The sequence below is a fragment of the Streptomyces violaceorubidus genome (assembly GCF_000717995.1).
GTDB classification, from domain to species: domain Bacteria; phylum Actinomycetota; class Actinomycetes; order Streptomycetales; family Streptomycetaceae; genus Streptomyces; species Streptomyces violaceorubidus.
This window is the reverse complement of sequence record NZ_JODM01000016.1, coordinates 55,953-75,838: the sequence shown is the minus strand read 5'-3', so window position 1 is coordinate 75,838 and position 19,886 is coordinate 55,953. Positions and strand designations below refer to the sequence as shown.

At 73.4% G+C, this 19,886-nt stretch carries 17 protein-coding genes and 1 pseudogene; 12 read left to right on the top strand and 6 right to left on the bottom strand.

Annotated elements, in window-relative coordinates; genetic code table 11:
* Window positions 1–28 precede the first annotated feature (28 nt).
* Window positions 29–601 carry an RNA 2',3'-cyclic phosphodiesterase gene (gene thpR / locus IE94_RS0120020; RefSeq protein WP_030186210.1) on the top strand — a complete coding sequence of 191 codons (573 nt, stop codon included), beginning with the start codon at window positions 29–31 and terminating at the stop codon, window positions 599–601.
* A gap of 141 nt (window positions 602–742) precedes the next feature.
* Here the strand turns inward: thpR and IE94_RS0120010 are convergent, their stop codons facing one another.
* Together IE94_RS0120010 and IE94_RS0120005 are read right to left on the bottom strand one after the other, a co-directional pair.
* Window positions 743–1,735 carry an aldo/keto reductase gene (locus IE94_RS0120010; protein WP_030186206.1) on the bottom strand — a complete coding sequence of 331 codons (993 nt, stop codon included), beginning with the start codon at window positions 1,733–1,735 and terminating at the stop codon, window positions 743–745.
* 106 nt (window positions 1,736–1,841) lie between these two features.
* On the bottom strand, window positions 1,842–2,522 hold the full coding sequence (locus IE94_RS0120005) for a GDSL-type esterase/lipase family protein (RefSeq protein ID WP_030186204.1): 681 nt from the start codon (window positions 2,520–2,522) through the stop codon (window positions 1,842–1,844).
* Window positions 2,523–2,622: 100 nt separating this feature from the next.
* Here IE94_RS0120005 and IE94_RS0120000 point away from each other — a divergent pair, with 100 nt between their 5' ends.
* Both IE94_RS0120000 and IE94_RS39935 read left to right on the top strand, forming a co-directional pair.
* Complete coding sequence (locus IE94_RS0120000) at window positions 2,623–3,609, top strand: hypothetical protein (RefSeq protein ID WP_030186202.1); 987 nt, start codon at window positions 2,623–2,625, stop codon at window positions 3,607–3,609.
* 224 nt (window positions 3,610–3,833) lie between these two features.
* Entirely contained in the window at window positions 3,834–4,769 is a 936-nt protein-coding gene (locus tag IE94_RS39935) for an RpnC/YadD family protein (RefSeq protein WP_030186199.1), read from the top strand.
* Between the two features lie 71 nt (window positions 4,770–4,840).
* Here the strand turns inward: IE94_RS39935 and serC are convergent, their stop codons facing one another.
* Window positions 4,841–5,959 (bottom strand): phosphoserine transaminase, encoded by a 1,119-nt coding sequence (gene serC, locus IE94_RS0119990; protein WP_030186197.1) that lies wholly within the window; start codon window positions 5,957–5,959, stop codon window positions 4,841–4,843.
* 99 nt (window positions 5,960–6,058) lie between these two features.
* On the opposite strand from serC, the pseudogene IE94_RS41900 reads away from it, so the two are divergent.
* Together IE94_RS41900 and IE94_RS41895 are read left to right on the top strand one after the other, a co-directional pair.
* A pseudogene (locus tag IE94_RS41900) lies at window positions 6,059–7,449 on the top strand (FAD-binding oxidoreductase); the annotation flags it as partial.
* Between the two features lie 186 nt (window positions 7,450–7,635).
* A complete protein-coding gene (locus IE94_RS41895) occupies window positions 7,636–8,925 on the top strand; it encodes a (Fe-S)-binding protein (protein WP_425337976.1) in 1,290 nt (429 codons plus the stop codon).
* A 280-nt stretch (window positions 8,926–9,205) separates the two neighbouring features.
* Here IE94_RS41895 and IE94_RS39930 read toward each other — a convergent pair whose 3' ends face one another.
* Window positions 9,206–9,457, bottom strand: coding sequence for a hypothetical protein (locus IE94_RS39930; protein ID WP_078606531.1), 252 nt, complete (start codon window positions 9,455–9,457; stop codon window positions 9,206–9,208).
* A 253-nt stretch (window positions 9,458–9,710) separates the two neighbouring features.
* Window positions 9,711–10,430 carry a GntR family transcriptional regulator gene (locus IE94_RS0119975; protein ID WP_030186195.1) on the bottom strand — a complete coding sequence of 240 codons (720 nt, stop codon included), beginning with the start codon at window positions 10,428–10,430 and terminating at the stop codon, window positions 9,711–9,713.
* Between the two features lie 55 nt (window positions 10,431–10,485).
* On the opposite strand from IE94_RS0119975, the gene IE94_RS0119970 reads away from it, so the two are divergent.
* Together IE94_RS0119970 and IE94_RS0119960 are read left to right on the top strand one after the other, a co-directional pair.
* Entirely contained in the window at window positions 10,486–11,301 is an 816-nt protein-coding gene (locus IE94_RS0119970; protein WP_030186194.1) for a class I SAM-dependent methyltransferase, read from the top strand.
* 248 nt (window positions 11,302–11,549) lie between these two features.
* On the top strand, window positions 11,550–12,122 hold the full coding sequence (locus IE94_RS0119960; protein WP_030186193.1) for a DinB family protein: 573 nt from the start codon (window positions 11,550–11,552) through the stop codon (window positions 12,120–12,122).
* A 25-nt stretch (window positions 12,123–12,147) separates the two neighbouring features.
* Here IE94_RS0119960 and IE94_RS0119955 read toward each other — a convergent pair whose 3' ends face one another.
* Window positions 12,148–12,600 carry an NUDIX hydrolase gene (locus tag IE94_RS0119955; RefSeq protein ID WP_030186192.1) on the bottom strand — a complete coding sequence of 151 codons (453 nt, stop codon included), beginning with the start codon at window positions 12,598–12,600 and terminating at the stop codon, window positions 12,148–12,150.
* A 196-nt stretch (window positions 12,601–12,796) separates the two neighbouring features.
* Here IE94_RS0119955 and IE94_RS0119950 point away from each other — a divergent pair, with 196 nt between their 5' ends.
* The 5 genes from IE94_RS0119950 (at window position 12,797) to IE94_RS0119930 (ending at window position 19,886) form a co-directional block, all read left to right on the top strand.
* Window positions 12,797–13,774 (top strand): EamA family transporter, encoded by a 978-nt coding sequence (locus IE94_RS0119950; protein ID WP_030186190.1) that lies wholly within the window; start codon window positions 12,797–12,799, stop codon window positions 13,772–13,774.
* A gap of 94 nt (window positions 13,775–13,868) precedes the next feature.
* Complete coding sequence (locus tag IE94_RS0119945; RefSeq protein ID WP_030186188.1) at window positions 13,869–15,665, top strand: serine/threonine-protein kinase; 1,797 nt, start codon at window positions 13,869–13,871, stop codon at window positions 15,663–15,665.
* Window positions 15,666–15,808: 143 nt separating this feature from the next.
* The gene (locus IE94_RS0119940) at window positions 15,809–16,603 is read left to right on the top strand and encodes a TIGR03084 family metal-binding protein (protein WP_030186186.1); all 795 of its coding nucleotides are present in this window, start codon (window positions 15,809–15,811) and stop codon (window positions 16,601–16,603) included.
* Window positions 16,600–18,282, top strand: a complete 1,683-nt coding sequence (locus tag IE94_RS0119935; protein WP_030186184.1) for an acyclic terpene utilization AtuA family protein — start codon at window positions 16,600–16,602, stop codon at window positions 18,280–18,282. The genes IE94_RS0119940 and IE94_RS0119935 overlap by 4 nt, the downstream gene beginning before the upstream one ends.
* The gene (locus IE94_RS0119930) at window positions 18,279–19,886 is read left to right on the top strand and encodes an acyl-CoA carboxylase subunit beta (protein WP_030186182.1); all 1,608 of its coding nucleotides are present in this window, start codon (window positions 18,279–18,281) and stop codon (window positions 19,884–19,886) included. The genes IE94_RS0119935 and IE94_RS0119930 overlap by 4 nt, the downstream gene beginning before the upstream one ends.

The following is a 19,886-nucleotide window of genomic DNA, read 5'->3' as shown; positions in this document are numbered from 1 at the left end:
CAGGGGTGTGCCGGGCAGACTGTGGTCCATGAGACTGTTCGCCGCCGTACTGCCGCCCGAGGACGTCACCGCCTCGCTCGCCGACGAGGTGGCCGCGCTGCGGCGGCTGCCCGGGGCGGACGGGCTGCGTTGGACCGGTCGCCCCGGGTGGCACCTCACGCTCGCCTTCTACGGCGAGGTCGACGACGGGCTCGTACCCGATCTGTCCGCCCGTCTGGAGCGGACGGCGCGCCGTACCGCGCCCTTCGAACTGGCGCTGCGCGGCGGCGGCCAGTTCGGGCACGGGCGGGCCCTGTGGGCGGGAGCGGAGGGCGGGCTCGCGACGCTGCGGCTGCTGGCCGACCGGGCCGAGTCGGCGGGACGCAGGGCGGGCGTCGAGATGGGTAAGCACCGGCGCCACCACCCCCACCTGACCCTGGCTCGCAGCAGGCAGGCGATCGACGTCCGCCCCTACGTCGAGGCGCTGGCCGGCTTCACCGGTCCCGCCTGGACCGTGACCGACCTGGCGCTGGTCCGCAGCCACCTGCCGGGGTCAGGCGTGCCGGGCGAGCAGCCCCGTTACGAGGCGGTCGCCCGCAGCCCGCTCGGCGGCGCCGGTTAGGCTCGGGGCGTGGACCCGAAGACCCGTAACCGGATCATGGCCGGTGTGCTCGTGCTGATGCTCGTGGTGGTGGCGGTGGCGGCGGCCCTCGGCTGACCGGCCCCGGGGGCGGCCGCCGCCCCCGCTCACCCCCTCGTCCCGCTACCAGGCGAAGGCCTCCGGAGAGGGCCCCGTCCCCGGGAAGATCTCGTCGAGCCCGGTCAGCAGCTCGTCCGACAGCTCCAGCTCCACGGCCCTGAGCGCCGAGGCGAGCTGCTCGGCCGTCCGCGGCCCCACGATCGGACCCGTCACCCCGGGCCGGGTCAGCAGCCACGCCAGCGCCGCCTCGCCCGGTTCGACCCCGTGCTTGTCGAGCAGGTCCTCGTACGCCTGGATCTGCGCCCGCTTCGCGGGGTCGGCCAGGGTGTCGGCCGTCCGCCCCGAGGCCCGGCGCCCGCCCTGGACCTCCTTCCTGATGATCCCGCCGAGCACCCCGCCGTGCAGCGGCGACCACGGTATGACGCCGAGGCCGTACTCCTGCGCGGCCGGGATCACCTCCATCTCGGCGCGGCGCTCGGCCAGGTTGTAGAGGCACTGCTCGCTGACCAGCCCGATGGTCCCGCCGCGCCGGGCGGCCGTCTCGTTGGCCTGTGCGATCTTGTACCCGGGGAAGTTCGACGACCCGGCGTACAGCACCTTGCCCTGCTGGACCAGGGTGTCGACGGCCTGCCAGATCTCGTCGAACCCGGTGGCGCGGTCGATGTGGTGGAACTGGTACAGGTCGATGTGGTCGGTCCGCAGCCGCCTGAGGCTGGCGTCGACCGCACGCCGGATGTTCACGGCGGACAGCTTGTCGTGGTTGGGCCATGCCACGCCGTCGGCGGCCATGGTGCCGTACACCTTGGTGGCGATGACCGTCTTGTCGCGCCGGTCGCCGCCCTGGGCGAACCAGTTGCCGATGATCTCCTCGGTACGGCCCTTGTTCTCGCCCTGGCCGTACACGTTGGCGGTGTCGAAGAAGTTGATGCCGGCGTCCAGCGCCGCGTCCATGATGGCGTGGCTGTCGGCCTCGTCGGTCTGCGGACCGAAGTTCATCGTGCCGAGGACGAGCCGGCTGACCTTGAGTCCCGTGCGTCCGAGCTGCGTGTACTCCATGGTCCCCCAGCCAACGGCTTGGAGTGCGCTCCAGGCAAGCGGGGACGCTGGTTTCGGCGGCGAACTCGAGGATCCGGGGCTCCGGGGCTCCGGAGCTCCGGAGGGCCTACGGGGCGGGGGAGTAGGGCCCGCCCAGCCCCCACTCCTCGTCCATCGCCGTCGCGAACGCCTCCGCGATCCGGTGCTCGCCGCTCTCGTTGGGGTGCGTGCCGTCGTAGGTGTCCGTGTGGTAGTCGTACGCCGCCGGGGGCGGGACGAGCAGCAGCGGGGAGCGCGGGTCGTCGTGGTCGGCGAGGGTCTTCGCGAGGAGTTCGTTGAACTGGGCGACCTGCCCGGCGAAGGACTCGTCCGCCTCCACCCGGATGTTGTGCAGCACCGTCATCACGGCCACGCGGACGCGCGGGTTGGCCGAGCGGGCGTTCGCCACGAAGGCGCGGACGTTGGCGGCGGTCTGCTCGGCGTTGGTGTAGAAGCCGAGGTCGATCAGGCCCAGGGAGACCAGGAGCACGTCCGCGCGGCAGGTCCGTACCGTCTCCCCGACCAGCGGGGTCATGTGGTGCCAGCCCTCGCCCCAGCCGGCCAGGTGGGCGCGGGGGAAGTCGGGATCGGCGTAGGCGTACGAGGTGGGGGCGTCCGTCACCTGGTCGTGGAGGGTCTCGCGGGGGCCGACGAAGGTGAAGGGGCGGCCGTAGGAGTCGCGCAGGTGCTGCCACAGCCGGTAGCGCCACGTGTGTTCGCCGGCGCTTCCGATCGTCATGGAGTCACCGACGAACATGAACCTGAGCATCCGCTCATCATGGACGATCGGCCTGGCCGGCGCGATGTGAGCCCGACCACGCAGGGTGACCGGCGACGTGAACGCCCGCGCGGGATGGCAGGCTTGGCGCATGCGCCGACCCTTCGCCCTCCTCGCCTCGGCCCTTCTCGTGGGCGCGTTCGCCGTGCCCGCCTCCGCAGCGGACGGGGACGCCGCGCCCGCCGGGAGCGACGGCTTCACGATCAAGGACCCGCGCATCACCGAGTCCAGCGGTCTCGCCGCCTCCCGCCTGCACCCCGGCGTGTACTGGACGCACAACGACCAGGACACCGGGCCCTACCTCTACGCCGTGGACGGCGCCACCGGCGAGACCGTCGCCCGCGTCGCGCTGTCCGGCGTCGGCACGCCCCGGGACGTCGAGGCGATCGCCATCGGTCCCGGCAACAAGATCTTCGTCGGCGACATCGGCGACAACGACGGTGTGACCTGGCCGTACGTGTGGATCTACGAGCTGCCCGAGCCGACGGAGCTGAAGGACCAGACCGTCAGGGCGACGCAGTACGTCGTGAAGTACACGGACGGTTCCCGCGACGCGGAGTCGATGGTGGTCCACCCGAAGACCGGGCGGGTGTACCTCATCGACAAGCACGAGGACGGCGGGCACCTGTACGAGGGCCCGGCGAAGCTGTCGTCCTCCGGCACCAACGTCTTCAGGCCCACCGTGCCCGTGGACCTGTGGGCCACGGACGCCGCGTTCTCCCCGGACGGCGAGCAACTCGCCGTGCGCGGCTACCTCGGGGGCATCTGGTACGACTGGAACGGCGGGAAGATCCGGCGCGAGGACCGGATCAGCGTGCCCCTCGGGCAGGGCGAGTCCGCCACCTACACCATCGACGGCAAGAAGCTGCTGCTCGGCATGGAGGGCGCGAACAGCCCCGTGAAGGCCGAGGACGTGCCCGGGGCCGACGGTGGCGCGGGCGGCGGCGGTTCCGGCTCCTCCGGGGACTCCGACGGGTCCGACGGCCCGGGCGGGATCACGCTCCAGGCCGGCGCGGTCGGGCTGCTCGTCGTCCTCGTGGCCCTCTTCGGCCTGCGCCGGGCCTTCCGCCGCCGCTGAGCCGCCCGCCGCGGCCGGGCCCCGAACTCCAGGCGGTCGAAACCCGGTGCGGAAAGCCTCCTCGGAGAGGGGCGGCTCGGGGTCGGTCATCGCGCCGCCGGGTGCGGGTGTCCCCGTTGTCGACGCCCAGCCGTCCGGCATAGGCCGTCGGCATGTTCACTCATACGGCTGAGCCTGAGTCGGACGTCAGCGCATAGTGCGTCCACGAGATTACGTTCCGTCGCATGGTCAGTTCACCGCACGAAGCGTTGCACCGGATCTTCCGGGTGGATCCGGGGCTCTTCGCCCGACTTCTGCCGCGGGCGGGCATCGGTTTTCCGGAGCACACGGCGATCGAGCCCCTGGACACGGATCTCACGGAGATCAGGCCACTGGAGCGCCGAGTGGACAGTGTGTTCCGGGTACATGTGGCCGGTGAGGAGGGCGGCTTCCTGCTCGCCGTCGAGTCGCAGGGCAAGCCGGATCCGGAAAAGCACAACAGCTGGACGTACTACCTGGCCCACATGTACGCCAAGTACCGGCTGCCGCCGTTCCTTCTGGTGGTGTGCAAGGACAAGGCGACCGCGGCCTGGGCGGCGGAACCGATTCGTGTCGGGCGCGGGTTCCACACGAGCATGGTTGTCTTTCCGCTGGTCCTGGGGCCCGGAGTTCTCCCTGTGATCACTGACGCGGACGAGGCGGCCCGAGACCTTGGAGTCGCTGTCTTCTCCGCACTCGCCTATGCCACGGACCCGGGCCTGACTGCGATACTGGACGCGCTGGCGTCAGGAGTGGCGGACAACGCCGACAAGCCCGGGTCCGGGGACGTGGACCGTGTGGACTGGGCGGAGATCGTTGAAGTCGGGCTGGGCGAGGGCCCGGGTCGTGACTACTGGAGGAAACTGATGGCCACTTACACGCCGAACTTTCCGGGTAGCAACTCGATCGTCGAGGAGTCCTGGCTCGAGGGCCGTGCCAAGGGGCAGACCGAGGGCAAGGCAGAGGGCAAGGCAGAGGGCAAGGCAGAGGACATCCTGCGCATTCTCGAGGTGCGGGGGATCGAGATCCCCGACTCCGTCCGGGAGCGGATCACCGACTGCACCGATCTCGACGTACTGGTGACCTGGCTCGACCGCTCCCTGAGCGCGGTGCGGGCCGAGGAGCTGTTCGTCGAGGAGTAGGGCCCGCGGATGCGCCAAGGGCGCCCGGCGGATCGTCCGCCGGGCGCCCTTCGTCGTCGTAGCGGTGACGACTACAGCTTCTCGATCACGTAGTCGACGCACTTCGTGAGCGCCTCGACGTCCGCCGGGTCGATCGCCGGGAACATCGCGACGCGCAGCTGGTTGCGGCCGAGCTTGCGGTACGGCTCGGTGTCGACGACGCCGTTGGCGCGCAGCACCTTGGCGACGGCGGCGGCGTCGATGTCCTCGGAGAAGTCGATCGTGCCGATGACCTGCGAGCGCTTGGCCGGGTCGGAGACGAACGGGGTGGCGTACTTCGACTCGTCGGCCCACGTGTACAGGCGGGACGAGGAGTCCTTGGTGCGGGCCGTGGTGAAGTCCAGGCCGCCCTGGCCGTTCATCCAGTCCAGCTGCTCGCCGAGGAGGAACAGCGTCGCGAGCGCCGGGGTGTTGTACGTCTGGTTCTTGCGGGAGTTGTCGATCGCGGTCGGCAGCGAGAAGAACTCCGGGACGTGGCGGCCGGACGCGTGGATCCGCTCGGCGCGCTCGATCGCGGCCGGGGAGAACACACCGACCCACAGGCCGCCGTCGGAGGCGAAGGACTTCTGCGGGGCGAAGTAGTAGACGTCGGTCTCGGCGATGTCCACCGGCAGGCCGCCCGCGCCGGACGTCGCGTCGACCAGCACGAGGGCGCCCTCGTCGGCACCGGCCACGCGCTTGATCGGCATGGCGACGCCGGTGGAGGTCTCGTTGTGCGTGAGGCCGTACACGTCCACGCCGGCCTCGGCACGCGCCTCGGGGTGCGTGCCCGGGTCGCAGGAGACGACGGTGGGCTCGGCCAGCCACGGGGCGAGCTTCGCGGCCTTGGCGAACTTGGAGGAGAACTCGCCGAAGCTCAGGTGCTGCGACTTGTTCTCGATCAGGCCGTGGGTCGCCACGTCCCAGAACGCGGTGGAGCCGCCGTTGCCGAGGATCACCTCGTAGCCGTCGGGGAGCCGGAACAGCTCGCGGATTCCCTCACGGACCTTGCCGACCAGGTTCTTGACGGGCGCCTGGCGGTGGGAGGTGCCGAGCAGGGACGTGCCGGTGGCGGCCAGGGCGTCCAGCGCCTCCACCCGCACCTTGGAGGGACCCGCGCCGAATCGACCGTCCGCGGGCTTGATGTCAGCAGGAATCTGGATCTCAGCCACGAGCCGGAGGGTATCGCCTCGGCCGAACCGGGCGACGACATGTCCGTCCGATGAGACGAGATCTCCGCCGTGCGGACCTGTACGGAGCTACGAGAGACCATGCTGGAGGGCATGACCGATCTGGAGGCAGCACTGCGCAGCGCCGTCCGCGGCGAGGTCGGGTTCGACACCACCTCCCGGGCGCTGACCACCATGGACGCCTCGAACTACCGGCGGGTCCCGCTCGGTGTCGTGGCGCCGAGGGACGCCGACGACGTGGCGGCGGCACTGGAGGTGTGCCGGGAGCACGGTGTGCCGGTCGTGGCGCGGGGCGGCGGGACCTCGATCGCCGGGCAGGCGACGGGCACGGGCGTGGTGCTGGACTTCACCCGGCACATGAACCGGCTGGTCGCCCTCGACCCGCAGGCGCGCACGGCCGTCGTCCAGCCGGGGCTGGTCCTGGACCGGCTCCAGGACGCCGCCGCGCCGCACGGCCTGCGCTTCGGCCCCGACCCCTCCACCCACAGCCGCTGCACGCTCGGCGGCATGATCGGCAACAACTCCTGCGGCTCCCACTCGGTGGCGTGGGGCACGACCGCCGACAGCGTGCGGGAGCTCTCGGTCCTCACCGCACGGGGACGGCGGCTGCGGCTCGGACAGGACTGGTCCGGGGCGCCGGAGGGCCTGCGCGCGCTGGTGGAAGGAGACCTGGCCCGCCTGCGCACCGGCTTCCCCGACCTGCCCCGCCGCATCTCCGGCTACGCGCTGGACGCCCTGCTGCCGGAGCGGGGCGCGGACGTGGCCCGCTCCTTCTGCGGCTCGGAGGGCACCCTGGGCGTGCTGACGGAGGCGGTCGTAGGACTCGTCGAGTCGCCCCCCGCGCGGGCGCTGGCCGTACTGGGCTACGCCGACGAGGCGGACGCGGCGCAGGCGGCGGCCGGACTGCTGCCGCTGGGCCCGCTGACGGTGGAGGGCATGGCGGTGGACCTGGTGCCGTCCACCGAAGGGCTGCCGCGGGGCGGGGCCTGGCTGTTCGTGGAGACCGGCGGCGACACGGAGGCGCAGGCGCGGGCGCGCGCGCAAGCGGTGGTGCGGGCGGCCGAGGTCGTGGACGCCCTCGTGGTCACCGACCCGGCCGGGCAGCGGACGCTGTGGCGGATCCGGGAGGACGCCAGCGGCACGGCGACCAGGATGCCGGACGGGAGCGAGGCGTGGCCGGGGTGGGAGGACTGCGCGGTGCCCCCGGCCCGACTCGGCGGCTACCTGCGGGACTTCAGGGCGCTGCTGACCGCCCACGGCCTGCGCGGCACGCCGTACGGGCACTTCGGCGACGGCTGCATCCACGTACGCATCGACTTCGACCTCTGTCGGCGGACGGTGTGGCGCGCTTCCGCCGCTTCTCGCAGGAGCTGGCGGACGTGGTGGTGGCGCACGGCGGTTCGCTGTCCGGGGAGCACGGGGACGGGCAGGCGCGGGCGGAGCTGCTGCCGAGGATGTACGGCGCGCGGACGGTCGCCCTCTTCGAGCGTGCCAAGGCCCTCTGGGACCCGGACAACCTCCTCAACCCCGGCATCCTGGTCCGCCCGGCGCCGCTCGACGCGAACCTGCGCTTCTCCGTCCTGCCGCGCGAACCGGTGGACGTGGAGTTCGGCTACCCGTCCGACGGCGGCGACTTCTCGGCGGCGGTGCGCCGCTGCGTGGGGGTCTCCAAGTGCCGTACGACGTCGGTGCCGGGGGCGGGCGTGATGTGCCCGTCCTTCCGCGCCACGGGGGACGAGCGGCACTCCACGCGCGGCCGGGCCCGCCTGCTGCACGAGATGCTCGCGGGTGAGCTGGTGACGGACGGCTGGCGCTCGCCGGAGGTCCGGGACGCCCTGGACCTGTGCCTGTCCTGCAAGGGCTGCCGTTCCGACTGCCCGGTCGAGGTCGACATGGCCACGTACAAGGCGGAGTTCCTGCACCACCACTACGCCGGGCGCCGCCGCCCCGCCGCCCACTACACGATGGGGTGGCTGCCGGTGTGGCTCGGCTGGGCGGCACGGGCGCGGGTGGCGCCGGTCGTCAACGCGCTCGCGTCGGTCGGGCCGCTCGCCGCGGTGGCGAAGCGGTTGGGCGGGATCGCGGGGGAGCGGCAGGTGCCGCGGCTGGCACGGGAGACGTTCAGCCGGTGGTGGCGGCGGCGGGGCGGTCCGGGTGGGGTCGGGGACCTGGTGGTCCTGTGGCCGGACACCTTCACCGAGCACCTCTCGCCCTCCGTCGGCAGGGCGGCCGTACGAGTGCTGGAGGCTGCGGGGCTGCGGGTGGTGCTGCCGCCGACGCTGCGGGGCCGTGCGGTGGTCGGGGACGGCAGGTCGAGGTCGCCGCTGGCGCTGCCGGCGGCCCGCCGGGCCCGGGTCTGCTGCGGCCTGACCTACGTCTCGACGGGCCAACTGGACCGGGCCCGGGCGGTGATGCGCCGCTCGCTGGACCTGATGGCCCCGGTGCTGGAGACGACCGCGCCGGTCGTCGTCCTGGAGCCCAGCTGCGCCGCCGCCCTGCGCACGGACCTGCCCGAGCTGCTGCCCGACGACCCGCGCGCGGCCCGGCTGGCGGCGCGGGTGCTGACCTTCGCGGAGGTGCTGGAGCGCCACGCCCCCGACTGGACCCCGCCCGCCGTGGACCTTCCGGTGGTCGGCCAGACCCACTGCCACCAGCACGCGGTGCTGGGCGACGCGGCCGACCGGCGCCTGCGGGAGTCGGCCGGCCTGACCGGTGAGCTGAGCGGCGGCTGCTGCGGTCTCGCGGGCGACTTCGGCTTCGAGGCCGGCCACTACGAGGTGTCCGCCGCGTGCGCGGAGGACCAGCTCCTCCCGGCGGTGCGCGAGGCCCCGGACGGCGCGGTGGTCCTAGCGGACGGGTTCTCGTGCCGGACCCAGCTGGAGCAGTTGGCGGGGGTGCGGGGGCGGCACCTGGCGGAGGTGCTGGCGGAGGGGTTGGGGGAGGAATGAGGGTGGGGCAGGAATTGCGGTGACACCCCGGTGGGGAGACGTGCCAGAGATTGCCGGAGGCCGGCCATGTGCACGGCATGGGAACGGAACTGCTCGCCCACGCCCGCCAGGTCCTCGGCGCGGGCTGGACCTGGCGGCTCAGACGGTTCCGGCTTGGGGCCGGAGGCTCCAGGGCCGTCGGCCAGTCGTCAGACGGGGCCGCCGCTGTCGTCGGTGATCAGGTAGCAGGGCTTGTCGTCGGGGCCGGACCAGGGGAGGAGCCGGGGCTCGCGCGGTGTCGTCATGCCGCCGCCTGTAGTTCGTAGGGCGCGTGCGTGAGGAGGTACGGGCGGACGGCCGCGGTCTCGGTGCCGTCGAGAATGGTGGGCAGACCGTAGGGGCTGCGGTGGGAGGGGAGGGGGAGCGAGCGGATGACTGCCGGATTGAGCAGTGGGGGGCGCGGGGGCGGTCGTGGTCGGGTGCGGCGGTGGGCGCCTCGGGGCTTGAGCAGCAGACTCACCCACGTGACGAGGCGGCCGACAGGCTCTGTCATGTCATCAGCTCCTTTGGGTTTGGCTCGGCGCCTTCCGCTGTTGCGTAGTCCTCGTGAGACTGGACCGGTGGACCGGTCCAGTCAAGTGGATCGTCAGTAGTCGTCGTCCGCTCACTCCTGCGGAACGCGCGGCTGCCAGAAGCTGGTTGACGTGTTGACACCAACCGGCAGCTCTTCCCCGCCAGGGCGCTTGGGCGCCGATGGCAGGCGCCGGGTTCTGCGGCGGTGTCGCTGTGTGTGAAGGGGCGCGCCTCTAGCCCATGGGATAACTGTCGATCTGCTCGAAGGCGTGGGCCGGGGTGACCCCCTCCTCGCACACCAGCGCGTGGTGCCGTTGGTCGAACGCCGTGTGCAGGACGACGGCCACCGCTGCGGGCCGCTCCACGTCCAGGTGCCGTGCTTCCTCGTCCGTGGCCAGTCGCACCGTGGTGATGTCGACGCCCTCGACCGGGAAGCGGCCCGTCTCGCGGCGGACGTAGTGGGTCGTGCCCTCGGCGATCGGCCCCTTCGCGGACAGTCGCGGTGCGGCGTCCGCCACGGAGGCCGGAAACCATGCGGTCACCAGGCTGTGTGGAGCACCGTCGTCGAGGAGCACGAGCCGGACACGACGCAAGGCTTCCTCGCCTTGCGTCAGTCCCAAGGCCTCGGCGACGTGGCCGGGTGGCACCGCGCGGTCCGGCGCGCCCAGGCGGCGGTACGGCGCTCCTCCCGACAGGCGGGTGGAGCCCGCCCGGCGTCCCCCGGCGGGGCGGGCGACGGGTGTCTCCGTCACGACGTAGCCGGAGCCCTGCCGGGCGACCACGAGCCCGTCGTGACGCAGAGTGTCGTACGCCTTGACGACGGTGGCCCGTGACACGCCCCACTGTTCGGCCAGGTCACGGCCCGACGGCAGGAGGTCGCCCGTCCCGAACTCGCCGTTCGCGATGCGGGTGCGCAGATCGTCGGCGATCTGCTCGTACTTCAGCAGCGGCATGGCGCTCCTTCCCGATCACTGGACCGGTCCACCGGTTCGCCGTAACAATGTACGGATGACGAGCCCTGAGGTGACGCCGGAGATCGTGAGGTTCTACAGCGAGACCGTCGACGAGGCGGACCGGTTGGTCAGCACCGCCGACGGGCGTCTGGAGATGGTACGCACGCAGGAGTTGCTTCGCCGTCACCTCCCCTCGCCGCCGGCCCGGGTGCTCGATGTCGGTGGCGGTCCCGGCACACATGCGCGGTGGCTGGTTGAGGGCGGGTACGAGGTGCACCTGGTCGATCCCGTTCCCCGCCACGTCGCACAGGCCGTGACCACCGGTGCGACGGCCGAGTTGGGCGACGCCCGACGTCTCACGGCCGACGACGGGGCCTACGACGTCGTACTCGTGCTGGGCCCGATGTACCACCTGCCGCAACGAGCGGACCGGGACCGCGCGCTGGCGGAGGCACTTCGGGTGCTCCGGCCGGGCGGGCTCCTGGCGGTCGCCGGGATCAACCGGTACGCGTCCTTGTTCGAGCACGCCGCCTACGCGCACCTGCACCAGGAGTCGATGCGGGAGAGCATCGGGACCATTCTCGCGACCCAGATCCACGACGGGAGGAAGGCGTTCACCACGGCGTACTTCCACACCGGGGAGCAGCTGCGCGAGGAGGTGGCGGCGGCGGGGTTCCTGGACGCATCCGTCTTCGGGATCGAGGGGCCCGCCTGGTCCCTGCTCGCGGCGGCGGAGCGGAACACCGGTCAGTCGTTCCGCGAGTCGGCCCTGTTCGAGTCGGTCCTCACCGCGGCTCGTATGGCTGAGCCACACCCCGAGTTGCTGGCGGCGAGTTCGCATCTGCTGGCCGTCGCGCGGCGGCCCGTCTGAGGAGTCGGAACCGCGTGCGGCGCCCGACACTTGCTCGTTCGTAGGGACGGTTCGGGTGGGCGGGCGGAGGCGTCGCGGCGGCGGGGAGCTCGCCCACTAGTCACCCGGCCCGCCTCACCCGGAAGCCTCACGATCTAGGACCTGATCTGACCTAGACGACTCCTAGCGTGGTCCTCGACCGACGGAGCAGGAACAGCAGCAGGAACAGCAGCAGGAACACGCAGCAGGAACACCGGAAGGCGGAGACCATGACCACCGACGCATCGAGCACGAGCGAGTCCACCACCCGCGACCTGACCGGGGCCCCGGCGCCCACCGGCGAGCGCGCCGACCTGCTGGACATGCTGGCCAAGCACCGGCACTTCCTGCGCTTCACCACGCGCGACCTCACCGACGAGCAGGCCGGGCTCCGGACCACGGCCAGTGAGCTGTGTCTGGGCGGGCTGATCAAGCACGTCACCTCGGTCGAGCGGAGCTGGGCCGGCTTCATCGTGGACGGTCCCTCGGTGATGGGGGACTTCACGGCCATGACCGAGGCCGACTGGGCGCGGCGGACCGACGAGTTCCGCATGCTGCCCGGCGAGACGCTGGCCGGTGTGCTGGCCGACTACGCCGAGGCGGCCCGCCGGACCGACGAGCTGGTCGTCGGCCTGCCCGACCTGGGGGCCACCCAGCCGTTGCCGAAGGCGCCGTGGTTCGAGGCAGACACCGAGTGGTCGGCGCGCCGGGTGCTGATGCACATCGTCGCCGAGACCGCCCAGCACGCCGGCCACGCCGACATCATCCGGGAGTCCCTGGACGGCGCCAAGAGCATGGGCTGACCGGTGGCGTCCGGCCGGGGTCCGCTCACGGCACCGTCTCGCCCCGCACCAGCGGGCGGCACACCGGCTGGGCGTCCTCGGGGAGTTCGTCCGGGCGGCACCAGCGGGCCTCCAGGATCTCGAACGGGTCCAGGCGCAGCTCGCCGCCCAGGAGCCGGGCCTCGTACGCCACTTCCAGGCGGGTGCGCAGGCCGCTGCTCAGCATGACCAGCCGGCCCACCGCCACGTCGAGGCCGGTCTCCTCCCTGACCTCGCGGACCACGGTCTGCCGGAAGTCCTCGCCCTTGTGCGCGAAGCCGCTCGGCAGACCCCACTGGCGGCCCGGCGCCCACATCCGGTGCTTCAGCATCAGCACCCGCCCCTCGTCGTCCCGTACGACGCCGGTCACACCGACCACGAACTTCGCGTTCACCAGCCACATCAGGCGGCTCTGGACGGGGCGCAGCAGGCGCCAGACGCGGGTCAGGAGTCGTCTCACCCGGTGGACGGTACCCGTTCGGTCCGCGGCCGTGACCGGGCGGTCCCGGCTCGCCTGGCGGACGTGCGTTGACAGCCGTACGCCTCGGCCCCGACAGTTGCGTAAAAGCGCTACACGCCTGTCAACGTTCATCGCGCTGTACTGTGGAGTGCAGCGCACTGAACGACGTCCACCCGCACACCGTCCCGGAGCCCCCGTGAGTACCCCCAGCGCCACCCCCGGCACCTCGTCCCCGGCCCCGGCCGCCGCGCCCACCGCGCCCGCCGTCGGCCACGCGTCCGTGTCCGACGGTGCGCCGGGCGGCCGGTTCGGCTCCCTCGGCCCCGTCGGGCTGGTCCTCGCCGGTGGCGTCTCCGTGCAGTTCGGCGCCGCGCTGGCGGTGAGCCTGATGCCGCGGGCCGGCGCCCTCGGCGTGGTGACCCTGCGGCTGGCGGTGGCCGCCGTCGTCATGCTCCTGGTGTGCCGGCCCCGGCTGCGCGGCCACTCCCGGGCCGACTGGGGCACGGTCGTCGTCTTCGGCATCGCCATGGCCGGGATGAACGGCCTCTTCTACCAGGCCGTCGACCGCATCCCGCTCGGCCCCGCCGTCACCCTGGAGGTGCTCGGCCCGCTCGCCCTGTCCGTCTTCGCCTCCCGCCGCGCGGTCAACCTGGTCTGGGCCGCGCTCGCCCTGGTCGGCGTCTTCCTGCTGGGCGGCGGCGGCTTCGCCGACCTCGACCCGGCCGGTGCCGCCTTCGCCCTGGCGGCGGGCGCCATGTGGGCGGCGTACATCGTCTTCAGCGCCCGCACCGGACGCCGCTTCCCGCAGGCCGACGGACTGGCCCTGGCGATGGCGGTCGGGGCCCTGCTGTTCCTGCCGCTGGGCATCGCCGAGTCGGGGGCGAAACTGATCGACCCGGTGACGCTCGGGCTGGGCGCCGGGGTCGCCCTGCTCTCCTCCGTCCTGCCCTACACCCTCGAACTCCTCGCCCTGCGCCGCCTGCCCGCGCCGACCTTCGCCGTCCTCATGAGCCTGGAGCCCGCCATCGCCGCGGCGGCCGGTTTCCTCATCCTCGACCAGGCCCTGAGCGCCACGCAGTCCGCCGCCATCGCGCTGGTCGTCGCGGCGAGCATGGGCGCGGTACGGACCCAGGTGGGACGCCGGCGGCCGAAGGCACTCCCCGAGCTGCCGTGACCGCCCCGGCGACGGCCCCGGCGGGCGGGCCCCGGACCCGCACCGCATAGGCTGCGTACCTGGTCAGCTCATCGGGATCATGGGGAGGGAACCGATGAACCACCCGGCCGGGGTCTTCCAGCCCCTGCAGGACGACGATCCGCGCACGGTGGCCGGTTACCGTCTCGCCGCCCGGCTCGGAGCGGGCGGCATGGGCCGCGTCTACCTGTCGCACACCCGGGGCGGCCGGCCCGTGGCCATCAAGGTCGTACGGTCGGAACTGGCCGACGACGCGGTCTTCCGCCGCCGCTTCGGCCGGGAGATCAAGGCGGCCCGCAGGGTGAAGGGCGCCTACACCGCCGAACTGATCGACGCCGACCCGGACGGCGCCCCGCCCTGGCTGGCCACGCTGTACGTGCCCGGGCCCTCCCTGGCGGGCGCCGTCGCCCGGAGCGGGCCGCTGCCGGTGCCCGCGGTGCTGTGGCTGGCGGCGGGGATCGCCGAGGCGCTACAGGCCGTCCACGGCGCGGGGATCGTGCACCGGGACCTCAAACCGGCCAACGTGCTGCTGGCCCACGACGGACCGAGGGTCATCGACTTCGGCATCTCGCTCGCCGCCGACAGCACCGCGCACACGGCCACCGGAGCCACCATCGGCACGCCCCAGTACATGGCACCCGAGCAGGCGTCCGCGGGTGACATCACGGCGGCCACCGACGTCTTCTCGCTCGGTCAGACGGTCGCCTTCGCGGCACTGGGCAGGCCGCTGTACGGCGACGGCCCGGCCGCCACCGTGCTGTACCGGATCGTCCACTCCGAGCCCGACCTGTCCGAGGTGCCGGAGGGCCTGCGCGGCCTGCTCGCCCGGTGCCTGGCCGCCGACCCCGGCCGGCGGCCCGCCCCGGCGGAGATCGTCGAGTGGTGCCGCCGGGAGCTGGGCCGGGACGGCGGGGCGGAGACCGGCCCGGCCGTCTGGCGGGAGATCGCCGGGCCGCCGGTGAGGGTTCCGCCGCCGGTCGCGGCCACGGGACCGGCGACCGCCGCGGCTCCGGTCGCGGCCGCGGGCCCGACCGCGGTGCGCACGGCGCCGTGGACTGCCCCGCAGGGGACCGTTCCGGCTCCCTGGCAGGCCGCCCCCGGGCCCTGGCCCGGCGCCGCCGGACCGGGCGGGCCGACCGTGCCGCCCGGTGCGCAGCGGCCCGTCGGGCCGGAGGAGCGCAGGCGCCGCAGGAGGAACGCCGTCCTGATATCGGCCGCCGCGGTCGTCGCGTGCGGCCTGGTGATCGCGGCGGGGTCGGCGCTCCTGGACGCGGCGGGACGGGGCTTCGACCGGGCCCGGGACGCGGTCGCGTCTGCGTCCGGCTCCGGATCCGGCTCCGGCTCCGGCTCCGGAGCGTCCGGGGCCGCGTCGCCGTCCGGTACGCACCGTCCGGTGGCGGAGGGATCGGGGGCGGCCGGGGAGGGCGCGTCGGGGGCCGACCCGTCGGCCGGACGGCCAGGCGGAGGGTCCGACGGCCCCGCCGCCGGGACGACGCCGCCGCGGGCCCACGCCTACGGCGCCCTGCTGGTGAACGGGGACAACTCGATCAGCCTCACCGACGGCACGATGCGCGAGGACCGCAAGGGGGACGTCCGCTTCGACTGCGCGAACGCGAGCTGCGCCCTGGAGAGCGACACCAGCGTCTTCACCATTCTCTTCGGTGACCCGGGCGCCGACTACGAGGAGTGCCGCCGGATGACCGCCGACCAGGACGCCCACCGCCTCCCGCTGGCCGCCGCGTCCGCCGGACAGGAGATCTGTGTCCGGCGGAACAACGGGGACATCGCACTCTTCGTCGTCCAGGTGAAGTCGACCGCGCTGCCGGAAGCCGCCTTCGTCACCATGGACACGACCGTCTGGCCGGCCCGGTGACCCCGGGGGCCTGAAGCCGTTGCGACCAGGACCCCGGTCGTCAGCGCCCGAAAATCATGCAAGCGTGCTTGATTGTTAATCACCGCCCTGCCATGCTCCACACCACACCGCGCCGCACGCCGCCGTGCCCGAGGGGAGCGACCGTGTCCGACCCGACGCCCGTGATCGACGACCTGCGCGAGGAGGGCGAGGAACTCGACGCCCTGGTCGCCGGGTTGGACCCGGAGGAATGGCGCCTGGCCACCCCGGCGCCCGGCTGGACGATCGCCCACCAGATCGCGCACCTGAACTGGACCGACCGGGCCTCCCTGGTCGCCGTCACCGACGAGGACGGGTTCAAGGGGCTGATCGAACAGGCCCTCGCCGCCCCCGACCGGTACGTCGACGACGGCGCCGAGGAGGGCGCGAAGCAGGACCCCGCCGTGCTGCTGGCGTCCTGGCGGGACGACCGCGCCGCCCTCGACGGGGCACTGCGCGCCGCCGCCCCCGGAGCACGCTTCCCCTGGTACGGCCCGCCCATGGCCACCGCCTCACTGGCCACCGCCCGCCTGATGGAGACCTGGGCCCACGGCCTCGACATCGCGGCGGCCCTCGGTGTGTCCCGCCCGGCCACCGACCGCCTGCGGCACGTCGCCCGGATCGGCGTCCGCGCCCGGGACTTCGCCTACGCCGCCCACGGACTCACCCCGCCCGCCGAGCCGTTCCGCGTCGAACTCACCGGACCGGGCGGCGACCTGTGGACGTACGGCCCCGAGGACGCCCCGCAGCGCGTCACCGGACCGGCGCTCGACTTCTGCCTCCTGGCCACCCAGCGCGCCCACCGCGCCGACCTCGCCCTCACCGCCGAGGGCCGGGACGCCGACCGCTGGCTGGACATCGCCCAGGCCTTCGCCGGACCGCCCGGAGCCGGACGCCCGCCGAAGGGGGCCTCCCGGTGAGCGTGCTCCGCGTCGGCAACGCCTCCGGGTTCTACGGCGACCGCTTCGACGCCATGCGCGAGATGCTCACCGGCGGCCCGCTGGACGTCCTCACCGGCGACTACCTCGCCGAGCTGACCATGCTCATCCTGGGCCGGGACCGGCTGAAGGACCCCGGCGCCGGATACGCCCGCACCTTCCTGCGGCAGCTGGAGGAATGCCTCGGGCTCGCCCACGAGCGGGGCGTGCGGATCGTCGCCAACGCGGGCGGCCTCAACCCCGCCGGACTCGCCGGCGCCGTACGCGCCCTGGCCGAGCGGCTCGGCATCCCGGTGCGCGTCGCGCACGTCGAGGGCGACGACCTCACCGCCGCCCACCCCGGAGCGCTGGCCGCGCACGCCTACCTCGGCGGCTTCGGCATCGCCGCGTGCCTGCGGGAGGGCGCGGACGTGGTGGTCACGGGACGCGTCACCGACGCCGCGCTGGTCTCCGGGCCCGCCGTCGCGCACTTCGGCTGGGGGCCGACGGAGTACGACCGGCTCGCGGGCGCGGTCGTCGCCGGGCACCTGCTGGAGTGCGGGGCGCAGGCGACCGGCGGCAACTACGCCTTCTTCCAGGACGGCGACGTACGGCGGCCCGGCTTCCCGCTCGCCGAACTGCACGCCGACGGCACCTCGGTGATCACCAAGCACGACGGCACCGGCGGCTTCGTCGACGTCGGCACGGTCACCGCCCAGCTGCTGTACGAGACGGGGGGCGCCCGGTACCCCGGGCCCGACGTCACCGCCCGGCTGGACACCGTGCGGCTCAGCCGGGAGGGCCCCGACCGGGTCCGCGTCGAGGGCGTGCGCGGCGAGGCACCGCCGCCCACCCTCAAGGTCGGCCTCAACCGCCTCGGCGGCTTCCGCAACGAGGTCGCCTTCGTCCTCACCGGCCTCGACATCGAGGCCAAGGCCGAGCTGGTCCGGGCGCAGATGGCACCCGCCCTCGGCAAGATCGCCGACGTCCGCTGGGAGCTGGCCCGCACCGACCGGCCCGACGCCCCCACCGAGGAGACGGCCAGCGCGCTGCTGCGGCTCGTCGTCCGGGACCCCGACCCGCGGGCCGTGGGGCGGGCGGTGAGCGGTGCCGCGATCGAGCTGGCCCTGGCGGGCTACCCCGGGTTCCATGTGCTGGCGCCACCCGGGAAGGGCGCGCCCTATGGGGTCTTCGAGGATGTGTACGTCCCCCATGGGGCCGTCGACCATGTGGCCGTCCTCCATGACGGGCGGCGCGTGACCGTGGCCTCACCACCGGCCCCGGACACCGCCGTACCGGAGCCGGGACCCCTGCCGGAACCGCCCCTGCCGCCGCCCCTCCCCCCGGGACCCGTGCGCCGCGCCCCCCTCGGCCTCGTCGCCGGTGCCCGCAGCGGCGACAAGGGCGGCAACGCCAACGTCGGTGTGTGGGCGCGCACCGACGACGCCTGGCGGTGGCTCGCCCACGAGCTGACCGCCGACCGGTTCCGCGAGCTGATCCCCGAGGCCCGCGCGCTGCCCGTCACCCGGCACCGGCTTCCCCACCTGCGCGCCCTCAACTTCGTCGTCGAGGGCATCCTCGGCGAGGGCGTCGCCGCGCAGGCCCGTTTCGACCCGCAGGCCAAGGCGCTCGGCGAATGGCTGCGCGCCCGGCACCTGGACATCCCGGAGGTTCTCCTGTGACCGTCCTCGCCTCCGCCCTCGACCCCGCCGACGCCGACCACCGGGCCAACCGGGAGGCCATGCTCGCCAGACTCGCCGACCTGGACGCCGAACACGCCAAGGCCCTCGCGGGCGGCGGCGAGAAGTACGTCGCCCGGCACCGCGGGCGCGGCAAGCTCCTCGCCCGCGAGCGCATCGAGCTGCTCCTCGACCCCGACACGCCCTTCCTGGAGCTGTCACCGCTGGCGGGCTGGGGCAGCGAGGCCCCCGGATACACCGTCGGCGCCTCGCTCGTCACCGGCATCGGCGTCGTGGCGGGCGTGGAGTGCCTGATCACCGCCAACGACCCGACCGTACGCGGCGGCGCCAGCAATCCCTGGTCGCTCAAGAAGGCCCTGCGCGCCAACGACATCGCCCTCGCCAACCGGCTGCCCTGCGTCAGCCTCGTCGAGTCCGGCGGCGCCGACCTGCCCTCCCAGAAGGAGATCTTCATCCCCGGCGGCGCGATCTTCCGGGACCTCACCCGGCTGTCGGCGGCCGGAATCCCCACCGTCGCCGTCGTCTTCGGCAACTCCACCGCCGGGGGCGCCTACATCCCCGGCATGTCCGACCACGTCATCATGGTCAAGGAGCGCGCCAAGGTCTTCCTCGGCGGACCGCCCCTGGTCAAGATGGCCACCGGCGAGGAGAGCGACGACGAGTCGCTGGGCGGCGCCGAGATGCACGCCCGCACCTCCGGCCTCGCCGACCACTTCGCCGTGGACGAACCCGACGCCCTGCGCCAGGCCCGCCGCGTCGTCGCCCGCCTCAACCACCGCAAGGCGTACGCCGATCCGCCCCTGGCCGAGCCGCCCAAGTACGACCCCGAGGAACTCCTCGGCATCGTCCCGGGCGACCTGCGCACCCCCTTCGACCCGCGCGAGGTGATCGCCCGGATCGTCGACGCCTCCGACTTCGACGAGTTCAAGCCGCTGTACGGGACCAGCCTGGCCACCGGCTGGGCGAGCCTGCACGGCTATCCGGTGGGGATCCTCGCCAACGCCCGGGGCGTCCTGTTCAGCGAGGAGTCGCAGAAGGCGGCGCAGTTCATCCAGCTCGCCAACCAGCGCGACATCCCGCTCCTGTTCCTCCACAACACCACCGGCTACATGGTCGGCAAGGAGTACGAGCAGGGCGGCATCATCAAGCACGGCGCCATGATGATCAACGCCGTCTCCAACTCCCGCGTCCCGCACCTGTCCGTCCTGCTGGGCGCCTCCTACGGCGCCGGGCACTACGGCATGTGCGGCCGCGCCTTCGACCCCCGCTTCCTCTTCGCCTGGCCCAGCGCCAAGTCCGCCGTCATGGGCCCGCAGCAGCTCGCCGGCGTGCTGTCCATCGTCGCCCGCCAGTCCGCCGCCGCCAAGGGGCAGCCGTACGACGACGAGGGCGACGCCGCCCTGCGCGCCATGGTGGAGCAGCAGATCGAGTCCGAGTCGCTGCCCATGTTCCTGTCCGGGCGGCTCTACGACGACGGCGTCATCGACCCGCGCGACACCCGCACCGTCCTCGGCCTGTGCCTGTCCGCCCTCCACACCGCTCCCTACGAGGGCGCGCGCGGCGGCTTCGGCGTCTTCCGGATGTGA